Annotated in this window: 20 protein-coding genes; 13 read left to right on the top strand and 7 right to left on the bottom strand. The window is 70.5% G+C overall.

Annotated features, from left to right (window positions below):
- Window positions 1–113: 113 nt before the first annotated feature.
- The 3 genes from pdxR (at window position 114) to NBY65_RS28610 (ending at window position 4,140) form a co-directional block, all read left to right on the top strand.
- The gene (gene pdxR, locus NBY65_RS28600) at window positions 114–1,616 is read left to right on the top strand and encodes a MocR-like pyridoxine biosynthesis transcription factor PdxR (protein ID WP_150045117.1); all 1,503 of its coding nucleotides are present in this window, start codon (window positions 114–116) and stop codon (window positions 1,614–1,616) included.
- An 89-nt stretch (window positions 1,617–1,705) separates the two neighbouring features.
- Window positions 1,706–3,334, top strand: coding sequence for an FGGY-family carbohydrate kinase (locus tag NBY65_RS28605; protein ID WP_150045115.1), 1,629 nt, complete (start codon window positions 1,706–1,708; stop codon window positions 3,332–3,334).
- Window positions 3,335–3,426: 92 nt separating this feature from the next.
- Entirely contained in the window at window positions 3,427–4,140 is a 714-nt protein-coding gene (locus tag NBY65_RS28610) for a GNAT family N-acetyltransferase (protein ID WP_150045113.1), read from the top strand.
- Here the strand turns inward: NBY65_RS28610 and NBY65_RS28615 are convergent.
- Together NBY65_RS28615 and NBY65_RS28620 are read right to left on the bottom strand one after the other, a co-directional pair.
- On the bottom strand, window positions 4,104–5,360 hold the full coding sequence (locus NBY65_RS28615) for a Coenzyme F420 hydrogenase/dehydrogenase, beta subunit C-terminal domain (RefSeq protein WP_150045110.1): 1,257 nt from the start codon (window positions 5,358–5,360) through the stop codon (window positions 4,104–4,106). The two genes, NBY65_RS28610 and NBY65_RS28615, sit on opposite strands and share 37 nt — an antisense overlap.
- 114 nt (window positions 5,361–5,474) lie before the next feature.
- Window positions 5,475–6,365: an NAD(P)-dependent oxidoreductase gene (locus NBY65_RS28620; RefSeq protein WP_150045108.1), complete on the bottom strand. Its 891-nt coding sequence runs from the start codon at window positions 6,363–6,365 to the stop codon at window positions 5,475–5,477.
- Between the two features lie 340 nt (window positions 6,366–6,705).
- On the opposite strand from NBY65_RS28620, the gene NBY65_RS28625 reads away from it, so the two are divergent.
- The gene (locus NBY65_RS28625; protein WP_150045106.1) at window positions 6,706–9,384 is read left to right on the top strand and encodes an FG-GAP-like repeat-containing protein; all 2,679 of its coding nucleotides are present in this window, start codon (window positions 6,706–6,708) and stop codon (window positions 9,382–9,384) included.
- Window positions 9,385–9,807: 423 nt separating this feature from the next.
- On the opposite strand, the gene NBY65_RS28630 is transcribed toward NBY65_RS28625, so the two are convergent.
- Window positions 9,808–10,698 (bottom strand): LysR family transcriptional regulator, encoded by an 891-nt coding sequence (locus tag NBY65_RS28630; protein ID WP_150045104.1) that lies wholly within the window; start codon window positions 10,696–10,698, stop codon window positions 9,808–9,810.
- Window positions 10,699–10,916: 218 nt separating this feature from the next.
- Entirely contained in the window at window positions 10,917–11,885 is a 969-nt protein-coding gene (gene trxB / locus NBY65_RS28635; protein ID WP_150045102.1) for a thioredoxin-disulfide reductase, read from the bottom strand.
- Window positions 11,886–12,076: 191 nt separating this feature from the next.
- On the opposite strand from trxB, the gene NBY65_RS28640 reads away from it, so the two are divergent.
- From NBY65_RS28640 to NBY65_RS28670, 7 genes are all read left to right on the top strand, one after another.
- A complete protein-coding gene (locus NBY65_RS28640) occupies window positions 12,077–12,553 on the top strand; it encodes an Lrp/AsnC family transcriptional regulator (protein ID WP_150045100.1) in 477 nt (158 codons plus the stop codon).
- A gap of 8 nt (window positions 12,554–12,561) precedes the next feature.
- A complete protein-coding gene (locus NBY65_RS28645) occupies window positions 12,562–14,070 on the top strand; it encodes a glycosyltransferase family 39 protein (protein ID WP_150045098.1) in 1,509 nt (502 codons plus the stop codon).
- Window positions 14,071–14,081: 11 nt separating this feature from the next.
- Window positions 14,082–15,056, top strand: a complete 975-nt coding sequence (locus NBY65_RS28650) for a threonine ammonia-lyase (RefSeq protein ID WP_150045096.1) — start codon at window positions 14,082–14,084, stop codon at window positions 15,054–15,056.
- 234 nt (window positions 15,057–15,290) lie between these two features.
- Window positions 15,291–16,142, top strand: coding sequence for a dienelactone hydrolase family protein (locus NBY65_RS28655; RefSeq protein ID WP_150045735.1), 852 nt, complete (start codon window positions 15,291–15,293; stop codon window positions 16,140–16,142).
- Window positions 16,143–16,307: 165 nt separating this feature from the next.
- Window positions 16,308–17,702: a DUF2491 family protein gene (locus tag NBY65_RS28660; protein ID WP_162530918.1), complete on the top strand. Its 1,395-nt coding sequence runs from the start codon at window positions 16,308–16,310 to the stop codon at window positions 17,700–17,702.
- A complete protein-coding gene (locus NBY65_RS28665) occupies window positions 17,699–18,139 on the top strand; it encodes a DUF350 domain-containing protein (RefSeq protein WP_150045731.1) in 441 nt (146 codons plus the stop codon). The genes NBY65_RS28660 and NBY65_RS28665 overlap by 4 nt, the downstream gene beginning before the upstream one ends.
- A 22-nt stretch (window positions 18,140–18,161) precedes the next feature.
- Complete coding sequence (locus NBY65_RS28670; RefSeq protein WP_150045730.1) at window positions 18,162–18,935, top strand: hypothetical protein; 774 nt, start codon at window positions 18,162–18,164, stop codon at window positions 18,933–18,935.
- A gap of 3 nt (window positions 18,936–18,938) precedes the next feature.
- On the opposite strand, the gene NBY65_RS28675 is transcribed toward NBY65_RS28670, so the two are convergent.
- Window positions 18,939–19,697, bottom strand: coding sequence for a sulfite exporter TauE/SafE family protein (locus NBY65_RS28675; RefSeq protein WP_203330771.1), 759 nt, complete (start codon window positions 19,695–19,697; stop codon window positions 18,939–18,941).
- An 85-nt stretch (window positions 19,698–19,782) separates the two neighbouring features.
- Between NBY65_RS28675 and NBY65_RS28680 the strand changes: the two genes are divergently transcribed.
- Window positions 19,783–21,159: an aspartate aminotransferase family protein gene (locus NBY65_RS28680; RefSeq protein ID WP_150045729.1), complete on the top strand. Its 1,377-nt coding sequence runs from the start codon at window positions 19,783–19,785 to the stop codon at window positions 21,157–21,159.
- A gap of 49 nt (window positions 21,160–21,208) precedes the next feature.
- On the opposite strand, the gene ppk2 is transcribed toward NBY65_RS28680, so the two are convergent.
- Together ppk2 and NBY65_RS28690 are read right to left on the bottom strand one after the other, a co-directional pair.
- The gene (ppk2, locus tag NBY65_RS28685) at window positions 21,209–22,315 is read right to left on the bottom strand and encodes a polyphosphate kinase 2 (protein ID WP_150045728.1); all 1,107 of its coding nucleotides are present in this window, start codon (window positions 22,313–22,315) and stop codon (window positions 21,209–21,211) included.
- Window positions 22,316–22,426: 111 nt separating this feature from the next.
- Window positions 22,427–22,891, bottom strand: a complete 465-nt coding sequence (locus NBY65_RS28690; RefSeq protein WP_239003287.1) for a MarR family transcriptional regulator — start codon at window positions 22,889–22,891, stop codon at window positions 22,427–22,429.
- Between the two features lie 206 nt (window positions 22,892–23,097).
- On the opposite strand from NBY65_RS28690, the gene NBY65_RS28695 reads away from it, so the two are divergent.
- Entirely contained in the window at window positions 23,098–23,688 is a 591-nt protein-coding gene (locus NBY65_RS28695; protein WP_150045727.1) for a DNA-3-methyladenine glycosylase, read from the top strand.
- Window positions 23,689–23,708 lie beyond the last annotated feature (20 nt).

Here is a 23,708-nt window from a genome sequence, read left to right on the forward strand (position 1 = left end):
GCAGAGTCGCCCCGATCAGATCGACCACCGCCTCCGCGCCCCTGCCGGCGTCGCGCCCCCTGGTGAGCCCTCTCCTGCCATGGCAGGATTGGTCCGAAGGGCAGCGCCACTCCATGCCGGACCCACTGGACCAAACCCGACAACAGGCGGTGTTCGACAGGCTCCGCCAGGGCATCCTGGCCGGTACGCTGGCCCCTGGTGCGCAACTCCCCCCCACTCGCCGACTCGCCGAGGAACTGGGCGTCGCCCGGCAAACCGTGGTGCTGGCCTATGAACGGCTGGCGGCCGAAGGCTATGTGCGGGCCCGCGTCGGCAGCGGCACCTTCGTCGCCGCCGACCTGCCGGACGCCGCCCCTTCGCCCGCGCCGATGCCAGGGGGCGGAGGCGGCGGGCTGTCGTGCCGCGGCGCCGCGCTCGCCGCCCTCCCCGCCTCGGCTTCCGGCCCGGTCGCCGACGGGCCGCCATTGCTCGCCCCCGGCGTGCCCGCCCCCGAACTGTTCCCCGCCACGGCCTGGGCCCGCTGCGCCGCGCGGGTGCTGCGGGACCTGCCGCCGGCACTGACGGGCTACCCGGACCTGCAGGGGCTGCCGGCACTGCGCGCCGAGATCGCCGCGCATCTCGCGGGTGCGCGCGGGCTGATCGTCGATCCCGACCACATCGTCGTCACCGCCGGGACGCAACAGGCGCTGCGGGTCGCGGCGGAGCTGCTGCTCGACCCCGGCGACACGGCCTGGGTGGAAGACCCCGGCTACATCGCCGGACGCGGCGCCCTGCGCGCCGCCGGCGCCATGCCGGTGGCGGTGCCGAGCGACACCGAGGGCCTGGACGTGGCCGCCGGCCTGCGCCTCGCGCCGGCGGCGCGGCTGGCGCTGGTGGCGCCATCGCACGCCACACCGCTCGGGGGCGCGCTGCCGGTCGGGCGGCGACTCGCGCTGCTCGACTGGGCGGCGCAGGCAGGGGCCTGGATCCTGGAAGACGACGCGGATTCGGAGTTCCGCTGGCAGGGCAAGCCGCTGCCACCTTTGGCCTCGCTCGACCGGGTGGGGCGGGTGATCTATTGCGGCACCTTCAGCAAATCGCTGGCCCCGGCGCTGCGGCTGGGCTTCGCAGTGGTGCCGCCGCCCCTGACCGCCGGCTTCGTGCGGGCCCGCGCGCTGATGGACCGCGGCCCGGCAACGTTCGAACAGGCCACCCTCGCCGCCTTCATGCAACACGGCGGATTGGCGGCCCATATCCGCCGCATGCGCACGGAATACGCCCGGCGGCGCAGCGCCGTGCTGGCGGCGCTGGCGCAGCACTGCCCGGCGCTGGAGCCGGTCGCTGCCCCCGGCGGGCTGCATTTGGTGCTGAAGCTGCCGGCCGGCTGCGACGAGGCGGCGGTGGTGCGCGCGGCCCGGGCCCGCGGCGTGGCGGCGGCCCCGCTGGGTGCGTATTTTGCGGGGCCTCCACGGCTGCCTGGGCTGGTCACGGGTTTCGCGGCGACGCCGGTGGCACGGGCGGCGGAGGCGGCACGGCGGCTGGCGATGGCCGTGCAGGAAGGCCAGGGCTCCGCCCTGGACCTGCCAAGGGCCACAAGGCCCTTGGATCCCATTCTCTCTGCGCGGCACAGAGAATAACGGGACCCAAGGGCGAAGCCCTTGGTGGGTCAAGGGCAAAGCCCTTGTGGGGTCCGGGGCAACGCCCCGGCAACGGGGAGGACAAACGGATGGACCAAGTCGTCCTGGGCGTGGATGTCGGCACCGGCAGTGCCCGCGCCGCGATCTTCGATCTGGCGGGGCATCGGCGCGGCCATGCCGTCCACCCCATCCGCCTCTGGCAGCCGCGTCCGGGCTGGGCCGAGCAATCCACCGCCGACATCTGGGCCGCGGTCTGCGCCTGCGTGCGCGACGCGCTGGCGATGGCCGGCCCGGTCGCGCCGATCGGCCTGGGCTTCGACGCGACCTGTTCGCTGGCCGTGGCGGGAAGCGATGGCCAAGGCGTCAGCGTCGATCCCGAGGGCGATCCGGCGCGCGACGTTATCGTCTGGATGGACCACCGCGCCACCGCCCAGGCGGAGCGCATCAACGCCACCGGCGCCGAGGTGCTGCGCTATGTTGGCGGGCGCATCTCGCCGGAGATGCAGACGCCCAAGCTGCTGTGGCTGCGCGAGCAGTTGCCGGCGGCATGGGAGCGGGCCGCGCTGTTCCTCGACCTGCCGGACTGGCTGACCTGGCGGGCGACCGGCGACACGGCGCGGTCGCTGTGCACGACGGTCTGCAAGTGGACTTATCTCGGCCACGAGGCGCGCTGGGATGCCGCCTATTTCCGCCGGATCGGCCTGGGCGAGCTGGCGGAAGAAGAATTTGCACGCATCGGCACGCGCATCCTGCCGCTCGGCACCACGCTGGGGGCCGGGCTGTCGGCGGCGGCGGCAGGCGAACTGGGGCTGCCGGCGGGCCTGCCGGTCTCAGTCGCCGCGATCGACGCGCATGCCGGCGGCATCGGCATGATCGGGGCCAGCCTGGACGGCGCCGGGCTGGACGCCGGGACGGCCCAGCGCCGCCTCGCGCTGATCGGCGGCACTTCGAGCTGCCACATGGCGGTGTCGCCCGAACCCCGCTTCGTGCCGGGAGTCTGGGGCCCCTACCTGTCCGCCATGCTGCCGGGGCTGTGGCTGGCCGAGGGCGGCCAGTCGGCGACCGGGGCGCTGCTGGACCACATCGTACGGACGCATCCCGCCTTTCCCGCGGTCGCGGCGGATGCCGGCAGCGAGAGCGTGTTCGCGGCGCTGAACGCGCGGCTGCAATCCCTGGCGGGGGGCCCGCAGCCGGTGGCGACGCTGACCACCGGGCTGCACGTCTTCCCGGATTTCCACGGCAACCGCTCGCCCCGCGCCGATCCCGGACTGCGCGGCATGATCAGCGGCCTTGATCTCTCGGCGACGGCGGACGATCTGGCGCTGCTGTACCTGGCGACGGTGCAGGGCATCGCCTGCGGCACGCGCCACATCATCGAATCCCTGAATGCGCAGGGCTGGGCGATCGACACCCTGCTCACCTGCGGCGGCGATGCGCGCAACCAAGTGTTCCTGCAGGCGCATGCGGACGCCACGGGCTGCCGGGTGGTGCTGCCGGCCGAGCCGGAAGCGGTGCTGCTCGGCGCCGCGATCCTGGGCGCGCTGGCGGCGGGCGCCTATGCCGACATGCCCACGGCTATGGCGGCGATGACGCGGATGGGACGTGAGGTGTTGCCCGCAGGCCCGGACCTGCGCGACTTCTACGACCGCAAATACGCCGTGCATCTGCGGCTGCACGATGATCAGATGGCATACCGGCAATTGATGCGGGAAGGCTGAGCCCGGCACACGCCTGCGCGAGAGGTCGTCGCGTGGTGCAACCGGAACCGGTGGACGCGGGTTAGCGGCCGCGCCCTGCCCCGGAGTCCGGCATGCCCCTCGCGCCGACCGCCGTCCCGCTCCTGCCCGGAACGGAGCATCCGCTGCAATTGCGCGAACCGGACGCGGCCATGCTGCCCGGGTTCGTGGCGGCGCTGGAAGCCGGATGGTCGCCGAACAGCCAGCACGACACCAGCCGCCGCACCTTGCGGATGGTGCGGCGCAGCCCGGCGACCTTCCTGCAACGGTGCCGCGGGCGGGACATCCGCGTCATGCGACTCGGCCAGGGCAATCTGCTGGCACTGCCCCCCTTGCTGGAGCGGATGCTGCGCCAGCCGCCGCGGCGCAGCTTCATGCTGCGCACCTGCCATTTCTGGCTGTGGGACGGCGAATTCTGCGGCGTCTGCAGCCTGCGCTGGCGTCCGGACGACCAGGACCTGCCGGCGGAACTGATGGGCCACCTGGGCTATGCCATCGTGCCCTGGAAGCGGCGCCGCCGCTACGCGAGCCGGGCACTCGGCATGCTGCTGCAACTGGCGCGCCAGGAGGGCCTGTCCTCGGTCTCGGCGGTCTGCGACACCCACAATGCCGGCTCGATCGGGGTGATCGCCGCCAATGGCGGCGTGTTCGAGACCACGCTGGTCACCCCGGTCAATCCGCTCGCCCGCCAATTGCGCTTCGCCTTCCCGCTGCAAGCGACGCCGGACCGGCTTCCCTGGCTGCCGGCAGCTCAGGGACGCTCGGTTTCGGTGGGAGCCAGCCCGTAGGGTGCGACCAGCGACCAGACATGCGGCGGGACCATGTGGCGCAGCCGCCGCGGTTCCTCGCGGCGCAGGTGCAGGATGGTCTCGATCGCCTTCATCTCCAGCCGGGCGCGGGCGAATTCCAGGCCGCGCGGCCCGACCTTCGGCATCAGCCAACCGACCAGCGGACGCAGGAAATTCGGCATGCCGCGCACCGGCAGGCCACCGGCGGCACGTTCGGTGTTCTTCAGGAACCCGGTGACCGGCCCGCGGCGCTTGCCGGCGCTGCCCGGCTCGGCGGTGCGCAGTTCCTCGCCGAGCAGGGCCAGCAACTCCTCGCCACGCTGGTTGCGCACCAGCAGCCATTGCTCGCCCTGCCCGGCCATGTAGCCCACGGTGATGTCGGCGAGCGAATTGGTGTAGTCGACGCAGGTGCGGCAGGTCAGCGGGAAGAAATCACCCGGCAGCTTCGACAGCGGCAGCAGCAGGAACGGGATCTTCTTCACCCGCCCGTCGGTGAAGCGCAGCTCCACGTGGTAGTCGGCGCGGAATTCCAGATAGGTGATGGTGGCGGGATCCTCGGCGAGCAGCGCCAGGAAGTCGTGGAAATGCTCGGTGGTGGTGTTGTCCGAGCAGGGCGTGCCGATGACGTAAATGCGCTCGAAGCCGAGTTCCTGCTCCAGCGCGCGCAGGGCATAGACCTGGCAGGGGACGCCGATCACCGCGAGCCGCCGGTAGCCCTTCGCCCGCGCCGGTTCCAGCAAGGCCAGCAGCGGCGCGTAGCCCATGCGCATGCCCCGGCACCTGGCCATGTCCTCGGGGCGGGTAACCAGCACCGGCATCGGCCGCCATTGGTCGGCCGGATCGGGCGCCATGGCCAGCACCGCGTCGACCGCGCCGGTTTCCAGCAGGCGCTGGCCGATGCGCGTGGTGATGCCGGTCCATTGCGCGCCGGGGCGAGGCTCCTTCAGCGCCGCGCGCAGCATGCGGCGGAATGGCCCGAAGAACAGTTCATCCGGGCTGGCGGCGGGATCGCGGGTGCGGCCATGGACGCGGCGTTCCAGCGCGGCATGGTCCGGCCGGATGAACTGGCAGGCCCGACCGCAGCGCCGCGGATCGTCGGAGCGGGAAATGCCGCAATCCGTGCAGAGGCTGCGTGGCGCCGGCTCGGCCAGGGGGGGAGTCCAGGGCGGCGCGGCCTCCGGCGTGGTCACGGAGGCGGGTTCGGCGAGGGAATGCGGCATGGGACGTTTCCACCGGTCAGCACGCCCGCCCCGGGGGCGGTCGCGCCGCCGGGCGGTCCGGGGCGAAACTAATCGAGGGGCGATCGTGGCGCCAGCGCCCCTATCCGTAGCCCCCTATCCGCGCCGGTCGCCCTGGCCGGAATCGCGCGCCGCCAGTTGCCCGATCGCCGACCAGTCGAGCGCCTCCCCCCCCTGCGCCAGCAAGGTCAGGAACCGGTCGCGCAGCAGGCTGGCCAGCGGCATCGGCACGCGCAGGCTTTCCGCCGCGGCCAGGGTCAGGCGGATGTCCTTCTGGCCGAGCGGGGCGGCAAAGCCGGCCGGCTCGAATTTCTCCTCGGCGATCAGCCCGCCATAGGTCCGGTAGACCGGCGCCGCGAACAGCGTCGAGGTCAGGATGTCGAGATACTGGTGGCGGTCGATGCCGGCCTTGCCGACCAGCGCCATCGCCTCGCCCAGCGATTCGATCACCGAGGCGATCAGGAAATTGCCGCTGAGCTTGACCAGGTTCGCCGCCGGCGGGCGATCGGCGATGCGGAAGGTCCGCTGCCCCATCGCATCGAACAGAGGGGCGCATTCATCCAGTGCCGCGGCCGCCCCCGCGGCGACGACGAACAATTTGGCGGCGGCGGCGGCTTCCGGACGCCCGAACACCGGGGCGGCGACGAAGCGCTGGCCGGCCGCTTCATGTGCCCCCTGCAGCCGTTCGGACAGCGCCACGCTGATGGTGCTCATGGAGATGTGGATCGCCCCCGCCCCGAGCCCGGCGACCACGCCGTGTTCGCCGCAGACCACGCCTTCCACCGCCGGATCGTCGGCAAGCATGGTGATGACGGCCGCACCGGCACAGGCCTCCTCCACCCGGGCGGCGAGGCGGGCGCCCTGGTCCACCAGGTCCTGCGCCTTCTCCGGGCTGCGGTTGTAGACAGTCACCTCGTGCCCGGCCCTGAGCAGGTTGGCGGCCATGGCCGCCCCCATGCGCCCGAGGCCGATGACTCCGACTTTCATGTTCCCCTCCGGATGATATCGGGCCCGCACGTGCGGACCAGAAGCGGCTGCCCGTGCGCAGAAACAACGTCCATGTGCCCTGACCTTTTGCGCTACTCTCCCCTGGCCGCAAGACGGCACAAAGGCAAGGCCGGTGCGATGGTGTCCGCAGGTGATTTGGCGCGGATTTCACGCCCAGACGTATGTTCCAATGATGCGGGGCAACAGTTTCATCCAACACAGTCATGCCTCCTTCCCGCGTCCCTCGCGGTCTTATTCCCGCGTGTGCATCCAGGCATGACCTCGACTCCCGCCTTGCCGTTTTCGCCTTGTGCTCACAGGGGCAACGAATGGAGCCGTCATGAGTGTCGTCACCCAGACCACCGATCTGGCCTCGTTCACGCCCGCGGAAATCACCGGCCTCACTTCGGCACAGGTGGCGACACTCACCACCACCCAGGTGGCAAGCCTCGACGCCGAACAGGTGGCAGCGCTGACGCCCTCTCAAACAGCCAGGCTCTCGATCCACCAGATCCAGGCCATCAGCGCCGGCAGCCCGGTCATCGCGCTGCCGACCGCGGTGCTGGCGAGCCTCGACACGGCCCAGGTGGCAGCGTTCACCCCCGCCCAGATCGCCGTGCTCCGCCCGGCCCAGGTCGCAGTGCTCGGCAGCGCGCAACTGGCCAGCTGGAGCCCCGAGCAAATCGCCGCCCTCGATGCCCAGGCCCAGATGACGGTACTGACCAGCTCGCAGCTGCGCGCGCTGTCGACCGAGGTGGTGGCGGCGCTGGCCCCCGCGCAGATCGGCGCGCTTTCCGCCCAGCAGATCCAGGCGCTTTCCAGCGCCCAGGTGGCGGCGCTTTCCAGCGCCCAGGTGGCGGCCCTGACGCCGACCCAGGTGGCGGCGCTCGCCCCTGCGCAACTGTCAGCGCTGCCGACCGACGACATCCCCGCCCTCGGCAATTACTGGGCCTGGTCGATCAGCACGGTGCAACTGCAGGCGCTCACCACCGCGCAGGTGGCGGCCCTGACCAGCACGCAGATCGCCGAGTTGCCGGCCGGTTACATCGGCGCGCTGACCACGCCACAGATAAACGCGCTGCAGCCCGTGCAGATCGAGGCCCTGAGCGTCCGGCGGCAATTGCCCCGGCTGGGCGCCACGCAGGTGGCGGCGCTGTCGACCGGGACGGTGGCAGCGCTGACCACCACGCAGGTGGCGGCCCTCTCCACCGCGCAGTTCGTGGCATTGCAAACGGCCCAGGTCGCCGCGCTGACGGCCGATCAGGTGGCGATCCTCTCCACCGCGCAGGTCATGGCATTGCAAACGGCCCAGGTCGCCGCGCTGACGACCGAGCAGATCCAGGCGCTGTCAACCACGGAGGTCACGGCGCTGTCGACGGCCGGGATGGCGGCCTTGACGGCGGGGCAGGCAGCGGCGCTGAGCATCGACCAGGTCGTCGCATTCACCACGCCCCAGGTGCTGGCACTGAAGGCCAAAGCCCTGGCCGCCATCCCGCCTGCCGGACGCAGCCATGGCTTCACCGCGCACCAACTCTCCATCATGACCGTCAATCAGTTGCAGGCATTGTTTTTTGGCCTGGGGATGGGTAACGGCGAAATCGCATTCACCGACATCGTCAATTATCGAATCGAAACCACACCGGTGGCGGTGACCGTCGTCGACCTCACCGGCGACGGCATCCTTGACCTCGCCAGCACCGACTGGAACGGGGACAACGATGGCTTCATCTCGGTGCTGCCGGGCAACGGTGATGGAACTTTCGGCAACCGCGCCCTCTATCCTGCCGGCTCCGACCCGGGAACGCTGGTGGGCGCCGACATGGACGGCGACGGGCACACCGACCTGGTGGTGACCAATCAGCGTGATGGTACTGTTTCGATCCTGCACAACCAGGGCGACGGCACCCTGGCAGCACCGGCGCCGATTCCCGTCGGCTACCTTCCGAACGCCGCCACCGCTGCCGACCTCGACGGCGACGGCGACGGCCATCCCGACATCGCCGCAGTCAACACGAACGAGACGTTGGCAGTGCGATTCGCCGGCAGCAATTTCACGGGCGGCGGCACCTACAGCAGCGATACCGCCGCCCGGGGCGTTGCCGCACAGGATCTCAACCATGACGGCCACGCCGATCTGATCACCATCGGCAATAGCGGAACGATCGGCATCTGGTTCAACAAGGGTGATGGCAGCTTCGCCAACCCCATTCCCTACCCCACCGACGGCATCACCTCCCGGGGCCCCTCCACACTGGTGGTTGGTGACTTCAACAAGGACAACCAGCCCGACATCGCCGCCACCCGCCACGACAGCAACACAGTCTGGGTGTTGCTCGGCAAGGACAATGGCAGCTTCCGGCCGGCGGTCGAGTACGGAACCACCGCGGCCCCGAACGGGATCGTCACAGGTGACGTCGACAACGACGACACTCTCGATCTGCTGGTCGGGACCGAAGCCGGGCTGCAGGTACTACGCGGCACCGGCGATGGCACTTTCCAGGCAGCGCGGGGTTTCGCTCGGAACCAGTGGTCACAGGACGTCGCGGCCGGCGACCTCAACAATGATGGCTGGCTCGATGCCGTGGGGGGCAATACCGGGTATCCCATTGGCCTGACCGTGCTGCTGAACGCCCACGGCATGGCGGCACAGCACCGGATCGTGGTCACCAACCCGATCCCCGATCAGAGCGCGCCCGAGGGAACGACCTACGACAGCACCGCCAATCGTGGGGGGACGGTCATCGGCAATGCCACCTTCACCGACCTCGACGGCCAAACGATGACCTACATGGCGACCGCTGCCGACGGCTCGCCGCTGCCCAACTGGATCAGCTTCGCCCCCGAGAACGGCAGCTTTCTCGCCACGGTGCCGGCGAACGCACCGGATCTGTCCATCCGCGTCACCGCCCAGGACAGCGCCGGGGCCACGGCAAGCGACACCTTCATGCTGTCGACGCCAGCCACCACCCAGACAGGCTTCGCCTTCGCGGCACCGATCGGCCATGCAACGATGGGATAGATTCACTCTGCGGTTCAGTATGAACCCGGGCAGTTGACGGAACCAGGATAGTGCGGGGCCATGGCGATGGCAGCTTCGCCGTCCCCCGGATCTTCAAGCCAGAAAAGAAAAGCCCCGCCAGCCCGAAGGGCGGCGGGGCGAGGATACAGGGAGGCTTTACGTCTGGGAGACGTAGGGGTCGATGACCCCCTTTCCCGCCCCGACAGGGCAGGAAGGCTGGCATATCCGGGGGCCTGCGACAGCCCCACCGGGCACACCGTAATCACTGAGGATTAGCTAAGGTGCCCGACCGGCCCGAACCATGTCCGATTCACCGGATCGGATATGACCGGTCCGCATGCCGGCTCCGGTCTCGCCGGCCCGGCGGCAGGCCGGAAGCCTGCCGCCGATCAGCCGCCCCTTCCTTGTCGGCAGAGGCGTCGCTCAGTAGGAGCGTTCCGCGAGGCGGGCGAGCAGGAAGTCGCGGAAGACAGCCACGCGCTTGGAATTGCGCAACTCTTCCGGGTAGACGAAATACACGTCCACCTTCGGCGACTTGATGTCGGGCAGCAGCCGCACCACCCCGTTCGCCGGATCGGCCGCCATGTAGTCGGGCAGCGCCGCGATCCCCAGCCCCGACTGCACCGCCAGCAGCATGGCAGTCAGGCTGTTTACCTCCAGCACGCCCCGGCGCGGATGGCCGGTCTTGCGGCCGGCCTCGGCCAGCCAGTCGATATCCGGCACCGGCGGGCGATAATTGCCGAACAGGATCAGGTGATGACCGTCCAGGTCCTCGGGCTTGGTCGGCGTGCCGTGCCGCTGCAGGTAGTCGGCGCTGGCACAGACATGCCAGTCGAGCGACAGCAGGTGGCGTTGCACCAGATCCGGCTGCTTCGGCGCATGCATCCGGATCGCCACGTCGGCCTCGCGCATGGCGAGGTCGAGGTCGGAATCGTCCAGCAGCAATTGCATCGTCACGTCAGGATATTGCTGGTTGAACGCATTGATCCGCGGCGCCAGCCAGGACGAGCCGAAGCCCACCGTGGTGGTCACCTTCAGCCGGCCGGCCGGCTTCTCCTTGCTTTCGGTCAGTAAAGCCTCGGTCATCGCGAGTTTCGCGAAGACCTCGCGCACCGTACGGTTCAGGCTTTCTCCCTGTTCCGTGAGTATCAGCCCGCGCGCGTGCCGGTGGAACAGCGGCACCTGCAGCGCTTCCTCGAGCGCCGAAATCTGCCGTGATACCGCCGACTGGCTGAGGTTCAGCACGTCGCCGGCATGCGTGAAGCTGCCAGCCTCGGCCACCGCATGGAAGACGCGCAGCTTGTCCCAGTCCATCGTTCAGCCATCCCCTGCCGTCCGGTCCCTGCCGGCCGGCCTTTGATCGTCAATCCGCCCGAAGCCCAGCACCCCGGCGGTATCATTCGCTCCAGTCACGGTATCCGCCACGCAGGCTCCAGCCCCGGCCCACAGGACCGCCGGACCGGAACACCAAGCTTGCATGGGGCGTTCCGCTTTCCCCCGACGGGGCGGACGCACCTGTCGGAACCGGTACACTAGTCCGCGGCCAGCGCCGACTCGGTTTCCTGCGCAGCCAGCCACTTTTCGGCCTCCAATGCCGCCATGCAACCGGTTCCTGCCGCGGTGACCGCCTGCCGCCAGACCTTGTCCTGCACATCGCCCGCCGCGAACACCCCGGGCACCGAGGTGCGCGTCGTGCCGGGCGCGGTCACGACATAGCCATCTTCGTCCAGTTCGACCTGACCGCGGAATACGGAAGTATTCGGTGCGTGACCGATCGCAATGAAGACACCGTCCACGTCGAGCCGGCTTTCCGCCCCGCTATGGCGATTTCGCAGCCTGAGGCCAGTGACCGAAGGCGGCTTGTCGGTGCCTAGCACCTCCTCGACCACGCTGTCCCAGATCACCTGGATCTTCGGGTTGGCGGCCAGGCGCTGCTGCAGGATCTTCTCGGCGCGCAACGTGTCGCGCCGGTGCACCAGCACCACGCTCTCGGCGTGGTGGGTCAGATACAGCGCCTCCTCCACCGCGGTGTTGCCGCCGCCCACCACGGCGACGCGCTTGCCGCGGAAGAAAAACCCGTCGCAGGTGGCGCAGGCCGACACCCCGAAGCCCTGCAGGCGCTTCTCCGACTCGAGTCCCAGCCAGCGCGCCTGCGCCCCGGTGGCGATGATCACCGAATCGGCGAGGTAAAGGTCGCCGGAATCGCCGACGCAGCGGAACGGGGTGGTGGTGAAATCGACCTCGGTGATCAGGTCGTACAGGATGCGCGTGCCGACGTGCTCGGCCTGCTTCTGCATCTGCTCCATCAGCCACGGCCCCTGGACCGTTTCGGCGAAGCCCGGGTAGTTCTCGACGTCGGTTGTGATCGTCAGTTGCCCGCCCGGCTGCAGACCGGCGACCAGGAGCGGCTGCAGGCTCGCCCGCGCGGTATAGATCGCGGCGGTGTAGCCAGCCGGTCCGGCGCCGATGATCAGCACGCGGGTGCGGTGGGTGTCAGGCATGTGCGAAAGGCGTTCCAGACATGTTGATTGACGACCATATCGGGGCCGCAGGATCGGGCACAAGGAAGCATCGGGATTTCGCCCTTGCGGCGCGAGGGTCGTGCAATATTATTGCGCGCGACCGTCACCCATGAGCAACGGCGGAACGGTGATCACCGTTCCCCGCCCGCGCCCTTGCCCGCATATACCAGATGAAGCCCCCAGCCGAGACGCCCCTGCTTGACGCGATCGACCGCCGCATCCTGGCCGAGTTGCAGGAGGATGGGCGCATGACCAATGTCGAGCTCGCCCGCCGGGCCGGCATTTCCGCCCCCCCCTGCCTGCGCCGCGTGCGCCGGCTGGAGGAAGCCGGCATCATCCGCGGCTACCACGCCGACACCGACCCCCAGACCCTGGGGTGGGAGATCACCTTCTTCGCCGTCGTCGGCCTGGAAAGCCAGAAAGAACAGGTGCTTTCCGGGTTCGAGGCCATGGTCAGCGAATGGCCGGAAGTGCGCGAATGCCACATGATCCGCGGCGGCGGGGATTTCCTGCTCAAGCTGGTGGCGCGTGACACCGCGCACGAGAACGCACTGACCCAGAAGCTGACCGGCGCGTCCCATGTCAGCCGGGTGCAGACCCTGCAGACCATCCGCACCAGCCGCGCGCTCGCGGGCGTGCCGCTCTAGATCACCCCATGTCCGTCCGGCCAGCCGCCCTCCCCGCCCCGGGCGGGGCGACCCCGCATGGCGTCATCCTGGCCGGGGCGGCGCTGTTGCTGCTGCTCACGGCGCTGCGCCTGGGCATCGCCGCCGCGACTCCGCTCGCCCCGGACGAGGCCTATTACTGGGTGTGGTCGCAGGCGCTCGCGGGCGGCTACTACGACCACCCGCCCATGGTCGCGCTGTGGATCCGCGCCGGCACCTGGCTCGCCGGCGACACCGCGCTCGGGGTGCGGCTGCTCGGGCCGCTGGCGGCGGCGCTGGGCTCGGTGCTGCTGTGGCAGGCGGCCGAGGACCTGCTGCCCGGCCGTCGCGCCGGGCCCTGGGCGGCGGCGCTGGCCAACGCCACCCTGACCTTCGGCGCCGGCGCCGTCACCATGACGCCGGATACCCCGCTGCTGCTGTTCTGGACCGCCTCGATCTGGGCGCTGGCCCGGCTGGTCGCGACCGGGCACGGCGCCTGGTGGCTGGTGGCCGGGCTCGCCGCCGGACTGGCGCTCGACAGCAAATACACCGCGGCGCTGCTGGCGCCGGCGGTGCTGGTTTGGCTGCTCGCGGTACCGTCGCTGCGGCCCTGGCTGCGCCGGCCCCAGCCCTGGATCGCCGCCGCCCTCGCCGCTCTGCTCTTCGCCCCGGTGCTGGCCTGGAACGCGACCCATGACTGGGTCAGCTTCGCCAAGCAGGGTGGGCGCGTCGGCGACTTCCAACCGGCCCGGGCGCTGCAGTTCCTGGGCGAGCTGATCGGCGGGCAGATCGGACTTGCCACCCCGCTGATCGCGGTGCTGTTCGGCGCCGGGCTGGTGCTGGCACTGCGCCGGGCGGTCGGGCGCGATCCCGGCTGGACCCTGCTCGCGGCGCTGCTCGGAGTGCCGACGCTGGTGTTCCTGCAACACGCCCTGGGCGACCGGGTGCAGGCCAACTGGCCGCTGCTGCTGCATCCACCGGCGGCAATCGCCGCGGCGGGACTGTCCGGAAGCTGGCTGCGGTGGCGTTGGCCGGCCCTGGCCTGCGGAGCCGTGATCACGGCGGTGGTCTGGGTGCAGGCGGCCTGGGCGCCGCTCGCACTGCCGCGCCGCGCCGACATGACGCTGATCCGACTCGGCGGCTGGGACAGGCTGGCCGCCGACGTCACCGCTGCCGCCCGCGCCGGCGGCGCCGCCTACGTGGTCGCCGACAATTACGGTCAGGCCGCCCTGCTCGCCTGGCTGATGCCGCGCGACATCCCGGTGCTCGCGGTGGAGTCGCGCTGGCGCTGGTTCGCCCTGCCGGACGGCACCGCCCTGGCCGAGGACCGCCCCGGCCTGCTGGTGCGCAGCGCCCGCCGTGCCGAGGCCCTGGAAACCACCACCTTCACCCCGACCGGCCCGGCCGCCCTGGTTGAGCGCGCCCGCGGCGGAGTGGTGGCAGAAGGCTTCCGGCTCTATCCTGTGCGCGGCCGCGCGGGAGAGGAACCAGTGGTGATCCTCCCGCGCCCCGACAGATAGGGGAACCGGGGATGCGCCTGCCAGGCTTCGAGGACGTCGCCGCCGCCCGCGCGCGGCTGGCCCCGCACGTGGTGCGCACGCCCCTGTTGCGCCATCCGCTGCTCGACGAACGCACCGGCGGCACCATCCTGCTCAAGCCGGAACCGCTGCAACGCACCGGCAGCTTCAAGCTGCGCGGCGCCACCAACGCCATCCTGCAGCTCTCCGATGCCCAGCGCCGCGCCGGGGTGGTCACCCATTCCTCCGGCAACCACGGCCAGGCCACCGCCTGCGCCGCCGCCGCCCTGGGCAGCCATGCCACCGTGTTCATGCCGGCCGACGCCCCCCGCATCAAGGTGGAGAGCACCCGCCACTGGGGGGCGGAGATCGTGCCCTATGATCGCCTGAACGACGACCGCGAGGCCCTGGCGCGCACCCATGCCGAGCGCACGGGCGCCACGCTGGTGCCGCCCTTCGACCACCCCGACGTGATCGCCGGCCAGGGCACGCTGGCGCTGGAACTGGTCGAGGACGCCGCTGCTTGCGGCCTCGCCATGGACGCGCTGCTGGTCTGCACCGGCGGCGGCGGGCTGATCGCGGGGTGCGCACTGGCAATCGAAGGCGCCTCACCCGGCACCCGCGTCTACGCCGTCGAGCCGGCGGACTGGGACGACACCGCCCGCTCGCTGGTTGCCGGGGAGCGGCGGCAGAACGCGCCCGGCGGCTCCACCCTGTGCGACGCGCTGCTGTCGAAGACCCCCGGACGCATCACCTTCGAAGTCAACCGCCCCCGCCTCTCCGGCGGCCTCGCGGTGACCGACTCGGAAGTGCTGGCGGCGATCGCGTTTGCCTTCTCGCACCTGAAGCTGGTGGTGGAGCCGGGCGGGGCCGTGGCCCTCGCCGCCCTGCTGGCCGGACATTTCGACGCACGGGGCAAGGTGGTGGGGGCGGTGATCAGCGGCGGCAACGTCGACCCCCAGGTGTTCGGCCGCGCCCTCAACGGCTGACCGGTGTTTCCGGGGCGCTGCCCCGGCCCCGCCAGAGGCTCCGCCTCTGGACTCCGGCAGGGGCCAAAGGCCCCTGCACCCCATTCGTTTGGGATCCAAGGGCCTTCGGCCCTTGGTGGAGGTCCAGGAGGCAAAGCCTCCTGGCGGGGCCGGGGCAGCGCCCCGGGACATGCTTGTCCAGCCCGGGCAGCGGCCTAAGTGCGGAAGCGGTTGCATCACAGGGGAGAACCGGCAATGACCAAACTTGCGCAGGATGGCCCGCCGCTGGCGCGCCGGGGGCTGATGATGACCGGCCTGATCACCGGGCTGACCTTGGCGACCACGCGGGTCGAGGCGCAGGTGATCCACACCGACACCGCCGGGCTGGAGGCGGGCGAGGCCAGGGTGCCCGTCGTGGACGGGGAATTGCCGGCCTATTTCGCCCGGCCGCAGGGGAATGGCCCCTTCCCGATCGTGCTGGTCAATGCCGAGATCTTCGGCGTGCACGAGCACATCAAGGACATCTGCCGCCGGCTCGCCAAGGCCGGTTATCTCGCGGTGGCGCCCGAGGTCTATGCGCGGCTGGCCGACCTCTCGAAGATGACCGACGCGGCGGTGATCATGCGCGACGTGATCAGCAAGGCGCCGGACGCGACGCTGATGGCGGACCTCGATGCCACGCTCCGCTGGGCAACGGCGCATGGCGGGGATTCCGGGCGGGTGGGCGTGACCGGGTTCTGCCGTGGCGGGCGCGCCACCTGGCTCTATGCCGCGCACAACCCAACGCTGAAGGCCGCGGTCGCCTGGTATGGGCAGGTCGGGGGGGCCCGCACCGAGATCCAGCCGAAAACCGTCACGGACATCGCCGACCGGATCAGCTGCCCGCTGCTGGCGCTGTACGGCGGCAAGGATACCAGCATCCCCGTGGCCGACGTGCAGGCGGCGGTCGCCAGGGCACGGGCGGCCGGCCGAACCGTGGATCTGGTGATCTATCCCGATTCCGGCCACGCCTTCCTGGCCGACTACCGGCCGAGCTATCGTGCCACCGATGCGGCCGATGGATGGCAGCGCATGCTGGCCTGGTTCCGCGGCCATGGCGTGGGGTGATGAACGTCCTTGCCGACACCGGGGGGCGTATCGTACCCGCTGCGGCACGGCCAGGGCGGCGGCGGGCGGACGAGTCGTGCATCCCGACTTCATTCCATTGATCTTGGCAGATGGCGTCCGGTCTGTCGGCAGCAGGAAGCAGCCCATGTTGAGCGGCCCCGTCGCATGACGCCACGACGTCACCGCCGCATCGCGCGGCTGCTGCTGGCGGCCGTCTTTTTCTGCCTGCTGCAGGACGGCGCGGCGGCGCAGTACGCCAGCGGGGGATATCGCCGTCCCTCCCCGGGCTATTCGGCACCGGCGCCGCGCCCACCCGCCAGCAGTGGCGGCTATGCCCGACCCTCCGTGCCGTCGTCCGGCTATTCCAGCGGCTCGGCGGGGGATCGCGCGGTTTCGCGGCGCGGCTCGGCGCAGGCGCTGCAGGACTTCCAGGCGAGCCAGCGCCCCCGGCCGGACCAGCGCACCCCCTCGCCCTGGGGCAGCGGCAACGCGGCCCCGGCCGAGCGCCGGCCGACGCCCTGGGGCGGCGCCACCACCCCACCAGTGGATCGCCGGCCCTCGCCGGCCCGAGGCTGGGGCGGCCCCTCGGCCGGCGCCGTGGTCAACGGCGTCATGCTGTGGGCGTTGCTGAACAGCCTGACCTCGCCCGGCCGGGCGGAGTATTTCCGCGCGCATCGCGACAACCCGGAATACCTGCGCTGGCGCCAGGAAGCCGAGGCACGGGCGGCGCAGGATCCGCAGGTCGCGGCGCAACTGAACCAGCTCGACCAGGAACTGGCGCAGCCAGCACCGCGCTCCTCCGTCAAGGTCGGGACGGGGATCCTCTGGCTGGTGCTCCTGGGGGGAGGCGCGATCCTCGTGTTCCTGTGGTTGAGCCGGCGTGCCGCGGGTGGCACCACCGGCACGGGCGCCACCGCCGGACGCCCCCCGCCCCCCGGCAGTGCCGAGGCGGGATTCCGCGTCGGCATGACCTTCCCGATCGATCCCTCGCCCTTCCTGCTGGCCGGGAGTGCGACCAAGGTGCAGGCCCCGCCGGGCGGCATGACCAATGTCGAGGCGGTTGGCACGCTGCGCGGCGCGGGGGTGGTGCTGCACCGGCTTTACCTGCCGGGGCGGCAGGGCTTCTTCCAGGTCCACACCGATGCGGCGGGCGCGATCGACGAGTGCCGGTATTTCAGCCTGCTCGACGAGGTGACGCCGGCCGATGCGCGGGAATGGGGCGTCTGGCTCGACCCCGCCGAGGGCATGATCGGCTGGCCTGCCTTCCAGACCCGGGACGGCAAGACCTATGGCCGCGCCTGGGTGCCCGGCGGGGGCCGGGTAAGCCCGCAGATGCTGGACGAGACGGTGCAGGCCCTGGACGGCACGGCGCAACGCCGGCTGCAGGCCATGCTGTATGCCGCGCCCACCGGGGCCGCGCCGCCGGCCCCGCCCACCGAATTCGTCATGGTGGCCGCGATCCAGGCCGCCGACCAGGCGTGGGTGGAGATCCACGCCGGCATCGACGTCAATCCTGCGGCGCTCGCCCTGCCCGCCGCCCCCGATCGGAGATCCGCATGAACGAACCGGTTCCCGGAACCTTCGCCGCCGTGCTCGGCGCGCTCGGCACCGGCCTGCCCAACCTGTTGCTGCAATTCCTGCTGACGCTGGCGCTGCTCGCGCTCGGCACGGCGATCTACATGGCGCTGACGCCGTTCAACGAACGCCGGCTGATCAGCGGCGGCAACAGCAGCGCCGCGCTGGTGCTGGGTGGCACCGTGGTGGCGCTGGCGATTCCGCTCGCCTCGCTGCTGGCGACCACGCCGGTGGCGCTGGACCTGCTGGTGTGGGGGCTGGTGGCGGTGGTACTGCAATTGGTGACGTTCCAGGTGGCGTCGCGGCTGCTGGGGGCGCTCGGCAAGATGATCGAGGCCGACCAGATCGCCGGCGCGATCCTGCTGGTGGCGATCCAGCTCGCCGTGGCGCTGCTGAACGCGGCGGCGATGGTGCCGGCCTGAATCAACAAGGGAGAGACACGCGATGCTTCGCTTCATCGGCAACCTGATCGGCGTGAAGGCGGACAAGGCGGTGCAGTCGGGGATCGAGGCGCTGGTGCGCTGGGATCCGAAATCCGCGAGCGAGGCGGAGCTGCGCGGCATGGAGCAGCATCTCGACGATCTCGGCCTGCAGGTGGCGTCCGCCCGCCAGGCCTTCGACAAGGAGCAGCGGGAGGCCGACGAGATCGCCAAACTCTCGCGCCAGCGCATGGCCGCGGCCGAGCTGCTGCAGACCCAGATCGCCGCCGAACCGAACGCGGGCCGCAAGGCCGAGCTGGAGCACAGCCTCGCCACGCTGCTGGACATGCTCGAGCAGATGGCGCCCGACGTCGAGCGCGAGAAGAAGGATGCCGAGGAGGCGAAGGACTTCCTGCAGATGCTGGAAAGCACCTACCTGGAAGCCGGGCGCAAGCTGAAGGAAGGCCGCTCGCAGCTCGAACGCGCGCAACGTGACATGGCGCGGGCGGAACAGCAGCGCAGCACCGCCGAGCAGCAGGCCGAGGCGGCACGCCGCGCGGCCGGGCTGAGCCAGGCGACCTCCAGCCTGACCGTGGCGCTCAAGGCGATGCAGGACGCGGCGGCGAAGGATCTCGCCTCGGCGGATGCGGCGGCGTCGAAGGCGCGGCTGCTGCGGCCGAGCCGGCCGGAGCAGGAGGACCCGAACATCGCCCGCGCGCTGGAAGCCGCCGCCGGCAAGTCGCCGGCGCCGCAGGGGCTGAACGAAAGGCTGGCGGCGCTGCGCGCGCGGCAGGTCTGATCCTCAGCCGGACAGCCCGGCGATACCGCGGATGATCGTCGCCAGGGCGGTGACCAGCAGGACGCCGGCCGCCACCATGCGATAGCAGCGGTGGCCGGCATGGCGGAATCCCCAGCCGCCGATCCAGCTGCCGGCCAGCACCACGGGCACCCCGGCGGCCGCCGCGGCCAGGAGCGGCGCGTCGATCAGCCCTGCCGCAAGGGTCCCCGGCAGGGCAATCACCGCGGCCAGCGCGAAATAGACCAGCAGCGAGCTGCGCATCACCGCTTGTACCGGCTCCACCGCGAGGAAATACAGGATCACCGGCGGCCCCCCCATGGCCGCCAGCCCGTTGCACACGCCGCTCGCCAGTCCCGCCAGCATCGCCAGTCCCCGGCGCCGTTCGAGCGGCCGTCCCGGACCGTGCCAGGTGGCCAGCACGGCGACGCCGACGATCACGCCCAGAACCAGCCGCACCACCGGTTGCGGCAACGCCGCCAGCGCGGCCACCCCCAGCGGCGTGCCGAGCACGCAGCCCGCGGCCACCCACCCCACCGAGAAGCGGTCGGCCCGGCGGCGCTCGGCGATACCGTCGCGCAGGCCAAGGCAAAGCTGCAGCAGGATCACCATCGGCACCGCACGGGAAGGCGGCAGCACCAGGCTCGCCAGCGGCACGGCAGCGAGCGCGAACCCGAAGCCGGTGAAGCCGCGCAGCAGGCCGGCCAGGAAGACCGCGCCGAGCACACCCGCCCAGGCGCCGCTTTCGGACAGGAGCGATGTCACCGGCTGACCGGCGCGGCTGCACCGGGGCTTGCGAAGTTCACGTCAGGCGCGGAAACTTTATTGCCCCGTATGCAAAGAGGCTCGCATGACCGCCGCATTCGCCCCGAACTCCGTCCACGCCCGCGACATCGCCTTCCTGGTCCATCACCAGACCGACATCGCGGGCTATCGCGAAACCGGCGGCACGCTGATGGCCCGCGGCGAGGGCGTTTACGTCTACGATGAAGCCGGAAAGAAGTACCTGGAGGCGATGGCAGGGTTGTGGTGCGCCTCGCTCGGTTTCTCCGAGCGGCGACTCGCCGAGGTGGCGTACCGGCAAATGCTGGAATTGCCGTACTACCATCATTTCTTCGCCAAGGGAAACATTCCGAGCGTCGATCTGGCGGAGCGCCTGGTGCAACTGGCGCCGGTGCCGATGAGCAAGGTGCTGTTCTCCTGCTCGGGCTCGGAGGCGAACGACGCCGCCATCAAGCTGGTCTGGTACTACCACAACGCCATCGGCAAGCCGCAGAAGAAGAAGATCATCGGCCGGGTGCGCGGCTATCACGGCAACACCGTGGCGGCGGTCAGCCTCTCGGGCCAGCCGCAGATGCATTCGGATTTCGACGTGCCGCTGCCGCAGTTCCGGCACACCGACAACCCGCATTACTACCGCTTCCACGAAGACGGCGAGACCGAGGAGCAGTTCGCCACCCGCATGGCGAACAATCTGGAGCAACTGATCCTGCGCGAAGGCCCCGACACCGTCGCCGCCTTCTTCGGCGAACCGGTGCAGGGCGCGGGCGGCGCCATCACCCCGCCGGCGACCTACTGGGAAAAGATCCAGGCGGTGCTTCGCAAATACGACATCCTGCTGATCGCCGACGAGGTCATCTGCGGCTTCGGCCGCACCGGCAATGTCTGGGGCTGCCAGACCTACGGCATCGAACCCGACATGCTCTCCTGCGCCAAGGCGCTGTCGGCCTCGTACCAGCCGATCTCGGCTTTGCTGGTCAACGAGAAGATCTACCAGGCGATGCTGGGGGAATCGAAAAAGATCGGCAGCTTCGCCCATGGCTTCACCTACGCCGCCCATCCTGTGGCCTGCGCGGTGGCGGTGGAGACGCTGAAGATCTACGAGGAACGCGACATCTTCACCCATGTGCGCCGCGTCTCGCCGGTGATGCAGGAAGGGCTGAAGGCCACCGAGGACCACCCGATGGTCGGGAATGCCCGCGGCGTCGGGCTGATCGCCGGGGTGGAGCTGATGGCCGACAAGCGGACCCGTACCCCCTTCCCCGCCGAGGCGAAGGCGGGTGCGCTGGTCGAGCGCAAATGCCTGGAGGCAGGGCTGGTGGTGCGCGCGATCGGCGACCGCATCGCCTTCACCCCGCCGCTGATCATGACCGAAGAGAATCTTCAGGAAATGTGCGCGCTGTTCCGCAAGGGCCTGGATGCGGCCTGGGCGGAGCTGAAGGGTTAGGACGCGCCGGGACGGGGAGCGCGCCTCCCCGTCCCGTGACCGCGTCCCGCTACAACCGCCCGCGCCCGAGCTTGGGGTGGCGGCTCTTGTCGATGATGTGCAGGTCGGTGCCGATGACGTGAGCGGTGCTGCCGACGATCAGCGGATCGGGCCCGCTGACCAGCGAGCGGTCCTTCGGCTCGTACGGCAGACATGACAGGAAGTGTTGCATACAGTTGATGCGGGCGCGCTTCTTGTCATCGGCCTTGATGATGGTCCAGGGCGCGTCAGCGGTGTCGGTGTGGAAGAACATCGCCTCCTTGGCCTCGGTGTAGTCGTCCCACTTGTCGAGCGAGGCCCGGTCGATCGGTGAGAGCTTCCACTGCTTCAGCGGGTCGGTCTCGCGCGCGAAGAAGCGCCGGCGCTGCTCCTCGCGGCTGACCGAGAACCAGTACTTGAACAGCTGCACGCCGCTGCGCACCAGCATGCGCTCCAGCTCCGGGCACTGGCGCATGAATTCCAGGTATTCGGTCGGCGTGCAGAACCCCATCACCCGCTCGACTCCGGCGCGGTTGTACCAGGAGCGGTCGAACAGCACGAGTTCCCCGGCCGCGGGCAGATGCACGATGTAGCGCTGGAAGAACCACTGGGTGCGCTCGCGCTCGGTGGGCTTCTGCAGCGCCACCACCCGCGCGGTGCGCGGGTTCATGTGCTCCATGAAGCGCTTGATGGTACCGCCCTTGCCGGCGGCGTCGCGCCCTTCGAACAGGATCACCACGCGCTCGCCGCTCTGCTCCACCCAGCGCTGCGCCTTCAGCAGCTCGCGCTGCAGCTCCAGCATGTGCTCTTCGTAGGCGCCGGTGCGCAGGCGGGAGCGGTAGGGATAGTCACCGCCCTCGAAGATGCGGCGGATCGCCAGCGGGTCGTGCCGCAACTCGGCCAGGCTGAGGCGCAGTTTCGCCGCCTGCGACTCCGGCGACGGCGTGGCCGGGGCAGCGGCTGACTCCGACGGGGCGTCGGAAACCGGTGCCGCGGGCGGGGACGGTTCGGGTTGCGGCGGGCCGGCGGGTTCGGAAGGCGACGTGACGGCCGCTGCGGCGGCCGTGGCGTCCGGATCGGGACCAATGAAGGGATCGGGCTCTGGCGATGTGCCGTTCGACTTCGGTCTCACAGGCATCATCAACTCCTGTGCTGCCACGCCCGCGAGGTTAGGCCGTGGCAGCACAGGGCCGCAATGGCAACTGCGCCCCCATCCCGGGGGCGCGCTGCCGGCCGCGGCGAGTCGGGTTCAGGCGTGGACGAGCGCCGGCGCGGTGCGGGCGATCTCTTCCAGCTCGCGCAGGAAGGCGGTGCCACGGACAGTGCGGCGGATCAGCACACGGCGGCGGTCGTTGCGATCTTCCTGGCGCTCCACCAGGTCATACTCGGCCAGCCGGTCGAGCAGCCGGGTCACGCCAGGGCGGGAGATGTTGAGCAGTTCCGCCATGCTGCTGACGGTGTGGACCTGGTTGTCCAGATAGACCGTCATGAAGGCGGTGAGCTGGCGGGCCGTCAGGTCGCGCCCGTCGCGGCGCACCAGCGCAAGCAGGGTGCCGTGCAGCGTGACCAGGCGTTCAGGCACCGGGGCATTGCCGCTTCCCACGTCCTCGGACTCGGGCAGCGCGACCAGGCCGTTGGTCTCGAGGGCGGGGGCCTGCAGATTGCTGGTGAACCCGAACGGCGTCTTTCCGGTCGTCATCTGGTCGTGGTTCATGGCTGCCTCGTTCTCGTTGTTTTTTCCTCCGCGTCGCGCCTGCCGGCGCCGGACCCGGCATGTATCGGCCGTTGCGGGGGAATGTGTGTGCCTGCGCACAGTCGTAATCCAGAGCCCGCCTGCCACCTAATCGGGAAATGTCGATAAGTGTTCTGCTTTTCCCAACAATTGGCCGACCGAATGCAACGCCCCCGGCAGGGCTGCCAATGCAGGTGATCGCGCGCGCGCGACTGCCGGAGGAAACGGTGACACAGGCTCGTTTCCTGCTCGGCCGGCTGGTGGTGCGCCGCCTGCCCGAAGGACTCGCCGCCGGCCGGATCGTCGAGACCGAGGCCTATCCGCCGGGCGATGCCGCCCTGCACGCCTGGCGCGGCATGACCCGGCGCAACCGGTCGTTGTTCCTGCCGCACGGCCACGCCTACGTTTATGTCTGCTACGGCACCGCGATGATGCTGAACGTCTCCAGCGAACCGGGCGGCGTCGGCGCGGGCGTGCTGATCCGTGCCCTCGCGCCGGTCGAGGGGGTGGCGCTGATGGCGGCCCGCCGACCCGGCGCGAAGCCGCGCGACCTCGCCCGCGGACCGGGACGGCTGGCGGCGGCGCTCGGGATCGATCTTGCGCTCGATGGCATCGACCTGTGCCGGGATGGGGCGCTGTTCCTGGCCGAAGACGGAGCCCCCACCGGCGAGATCGGGATTTCAACCCGCATCGGCATCACCCGCGACGCCCACCGTCCGTTGCGCTTCCTGGTGCGCGGCAGCCCCTTCCTCAGCGGGCCGCGTCACCTGAACCTGTAGCCGGGGGGAACGTCACGTTC

Source organism: Rhodovastum atsumiense, from assembly GCF_937425535.1.
Taxonomy (GTDB): Bacteria; Pseudomonadota; Alphaproteobacteria; order Acetobacterales; family Acetobacteraceae; genus Rhodovastum; species Rhodovastum atsumiense.

What these genes read in the sequence shown, in the direction of transcription:
- pdxR (WP_150045117.1), top strand. Translation starts at nt 114, where the DNA reads ATGCCGGACCCACTGGACCAAACCCGACAACAGGCGGTGTTCGACAGG.
- NBY65_RS28605 (WP_150045115.1), top strand. Translation starts at nt 1,706, where the DNA reads ATGGACCAAGTCGTCCTGGGCGTGGATGTCGGCACCGGCAGTGCCCGC.
- NBY65_RS28610 (WP_150045113.1), top strand. Translation starts at nt 3,427, where the DNA reads ATGCCCCTCGCGCCGACCGCCGTCCCGCTCCTGCCCGGAACGGAGCAT.
- NBY65_RS28615 (WP_150045110.1), bottom strand. Translation starts at nt 5,360, where the DNA reads ATGCCGCATTCCCTCGCCGAACCCGCCTCCGTGACCACGCCGGAGGCC.
- NBY65_RS28620 (WP_150045108.1), bottom strand. Translation starts at nt 6,365, where the DNA reads ATGAAAGTCGGAGTCATCGGCCTCGGGCGCATGGGGGCGGCCATGGCC.
- NBY65_RS28625 (WP_150045106.1), top strand. Translation starts at nt 6,706, where the DNA reads ATGAGTGTCGTCACCCAGACCACCGATCTGGCCTCGTTCACGCCCGCG.
- NBY65_RS28630 (WP_150045104.1), bottom strand. Translation starts at nt 10,698, where the DNA reads ATGGACTGGGACAAGCTGCGCGTCTTCCATGCGGTGGCCGAGGCTGGC.
- trxB (WP_150045102.1), bottom strand. Translation starts at nt 11,885, where the DNA reads ATGCCTGACACCCACCGCACCCGCGTGCTGATCATCGGCGCCGGACCG.
- NBY65_RS28640 (WP_150045100.1), top strand. Translation starts at nt 12,077, where the DNA reads ATGAAGCCCCCAGCCGAGACGCCCCTGCTTGACGCGATCGACCGCCGC.
- NBY65_RS28645 (WP_150045098.1), top strand. Translation starts at nt 12,562, where the DNA reads ATGTCCGTCCGGCCAGCCGCCCTCCCCGCCCCGGGCGGGGCGACCCCG.
- NBY65_RS28650 (WP_150045096.1), top strand. Translation starts at nt 14,082, where the DNA reads ATGCGCCTGCCAGGCTTCGAGGACGTCGCCGCCGCCCGCGCGCGGCTG.
- NBY65_RS28655 (WP_150045735.1), top strand. Translation starts at nt 15,291, where the DNA reads ATGACCAAACTTGCGCAGGATGGCCCGCCGCTGGCGCGCCGGGGGCTG.
- NBY65_RS28660 (WP_162530918.1), top strand. Translation starts at nt 16,308, where the DNA reads ATGACGCCACGACGTCACCGCCGCATCGCGCGGCTGCTGCTGGCGGCC.
- NBY65_RS28665 (WP_150045731.1), top strand. Translation starts at nt 17,699, where the DNA reads ATGAACGAACCGGTTCCCGGAACCTTCGCCGCCGTGCTCGGCGCGCTC.
- NBY65_RS28670 (WP_150045730.1), top strand. Translation starts at nt 18,162, where the DNA reads ATGCTTCGCTTCATCGGCAACCTGATCGGCGTGAAGGCGGACAAGGCG.
- NBY65_RS28680 (WP_150045729.1), top strand. Translation starts at nt 19,783, where the DNA reads ATGACCGCCGCATTCGCCCCGAACTCCGTCCACGCCCGCGACATCGCC.
- ppk2 (WP_150045728.1), bottom strand. Translation starts at nt 22,315, where the DNA reads ATGCCTGTGAGACCGAAGTCGAACGGCACATCGCCAGAGCCCGATCCC.
- NBY65_RS28690 (WP_239003287.1), bottom strand. Translation starts at nt 22,891, where the DNA reads ATGAACCACGACCAGATGACGACCGGAAAGACGCCGTTCGGGTTCACC.
- NBY65_RS28695 (WP_150045727.1), top strand. Translation starts at nt 23,098, where the DNA reads ATGCAGGTGATCGCGCGCGCGCGACTGCCGGAGGAAACGGTGACACAG.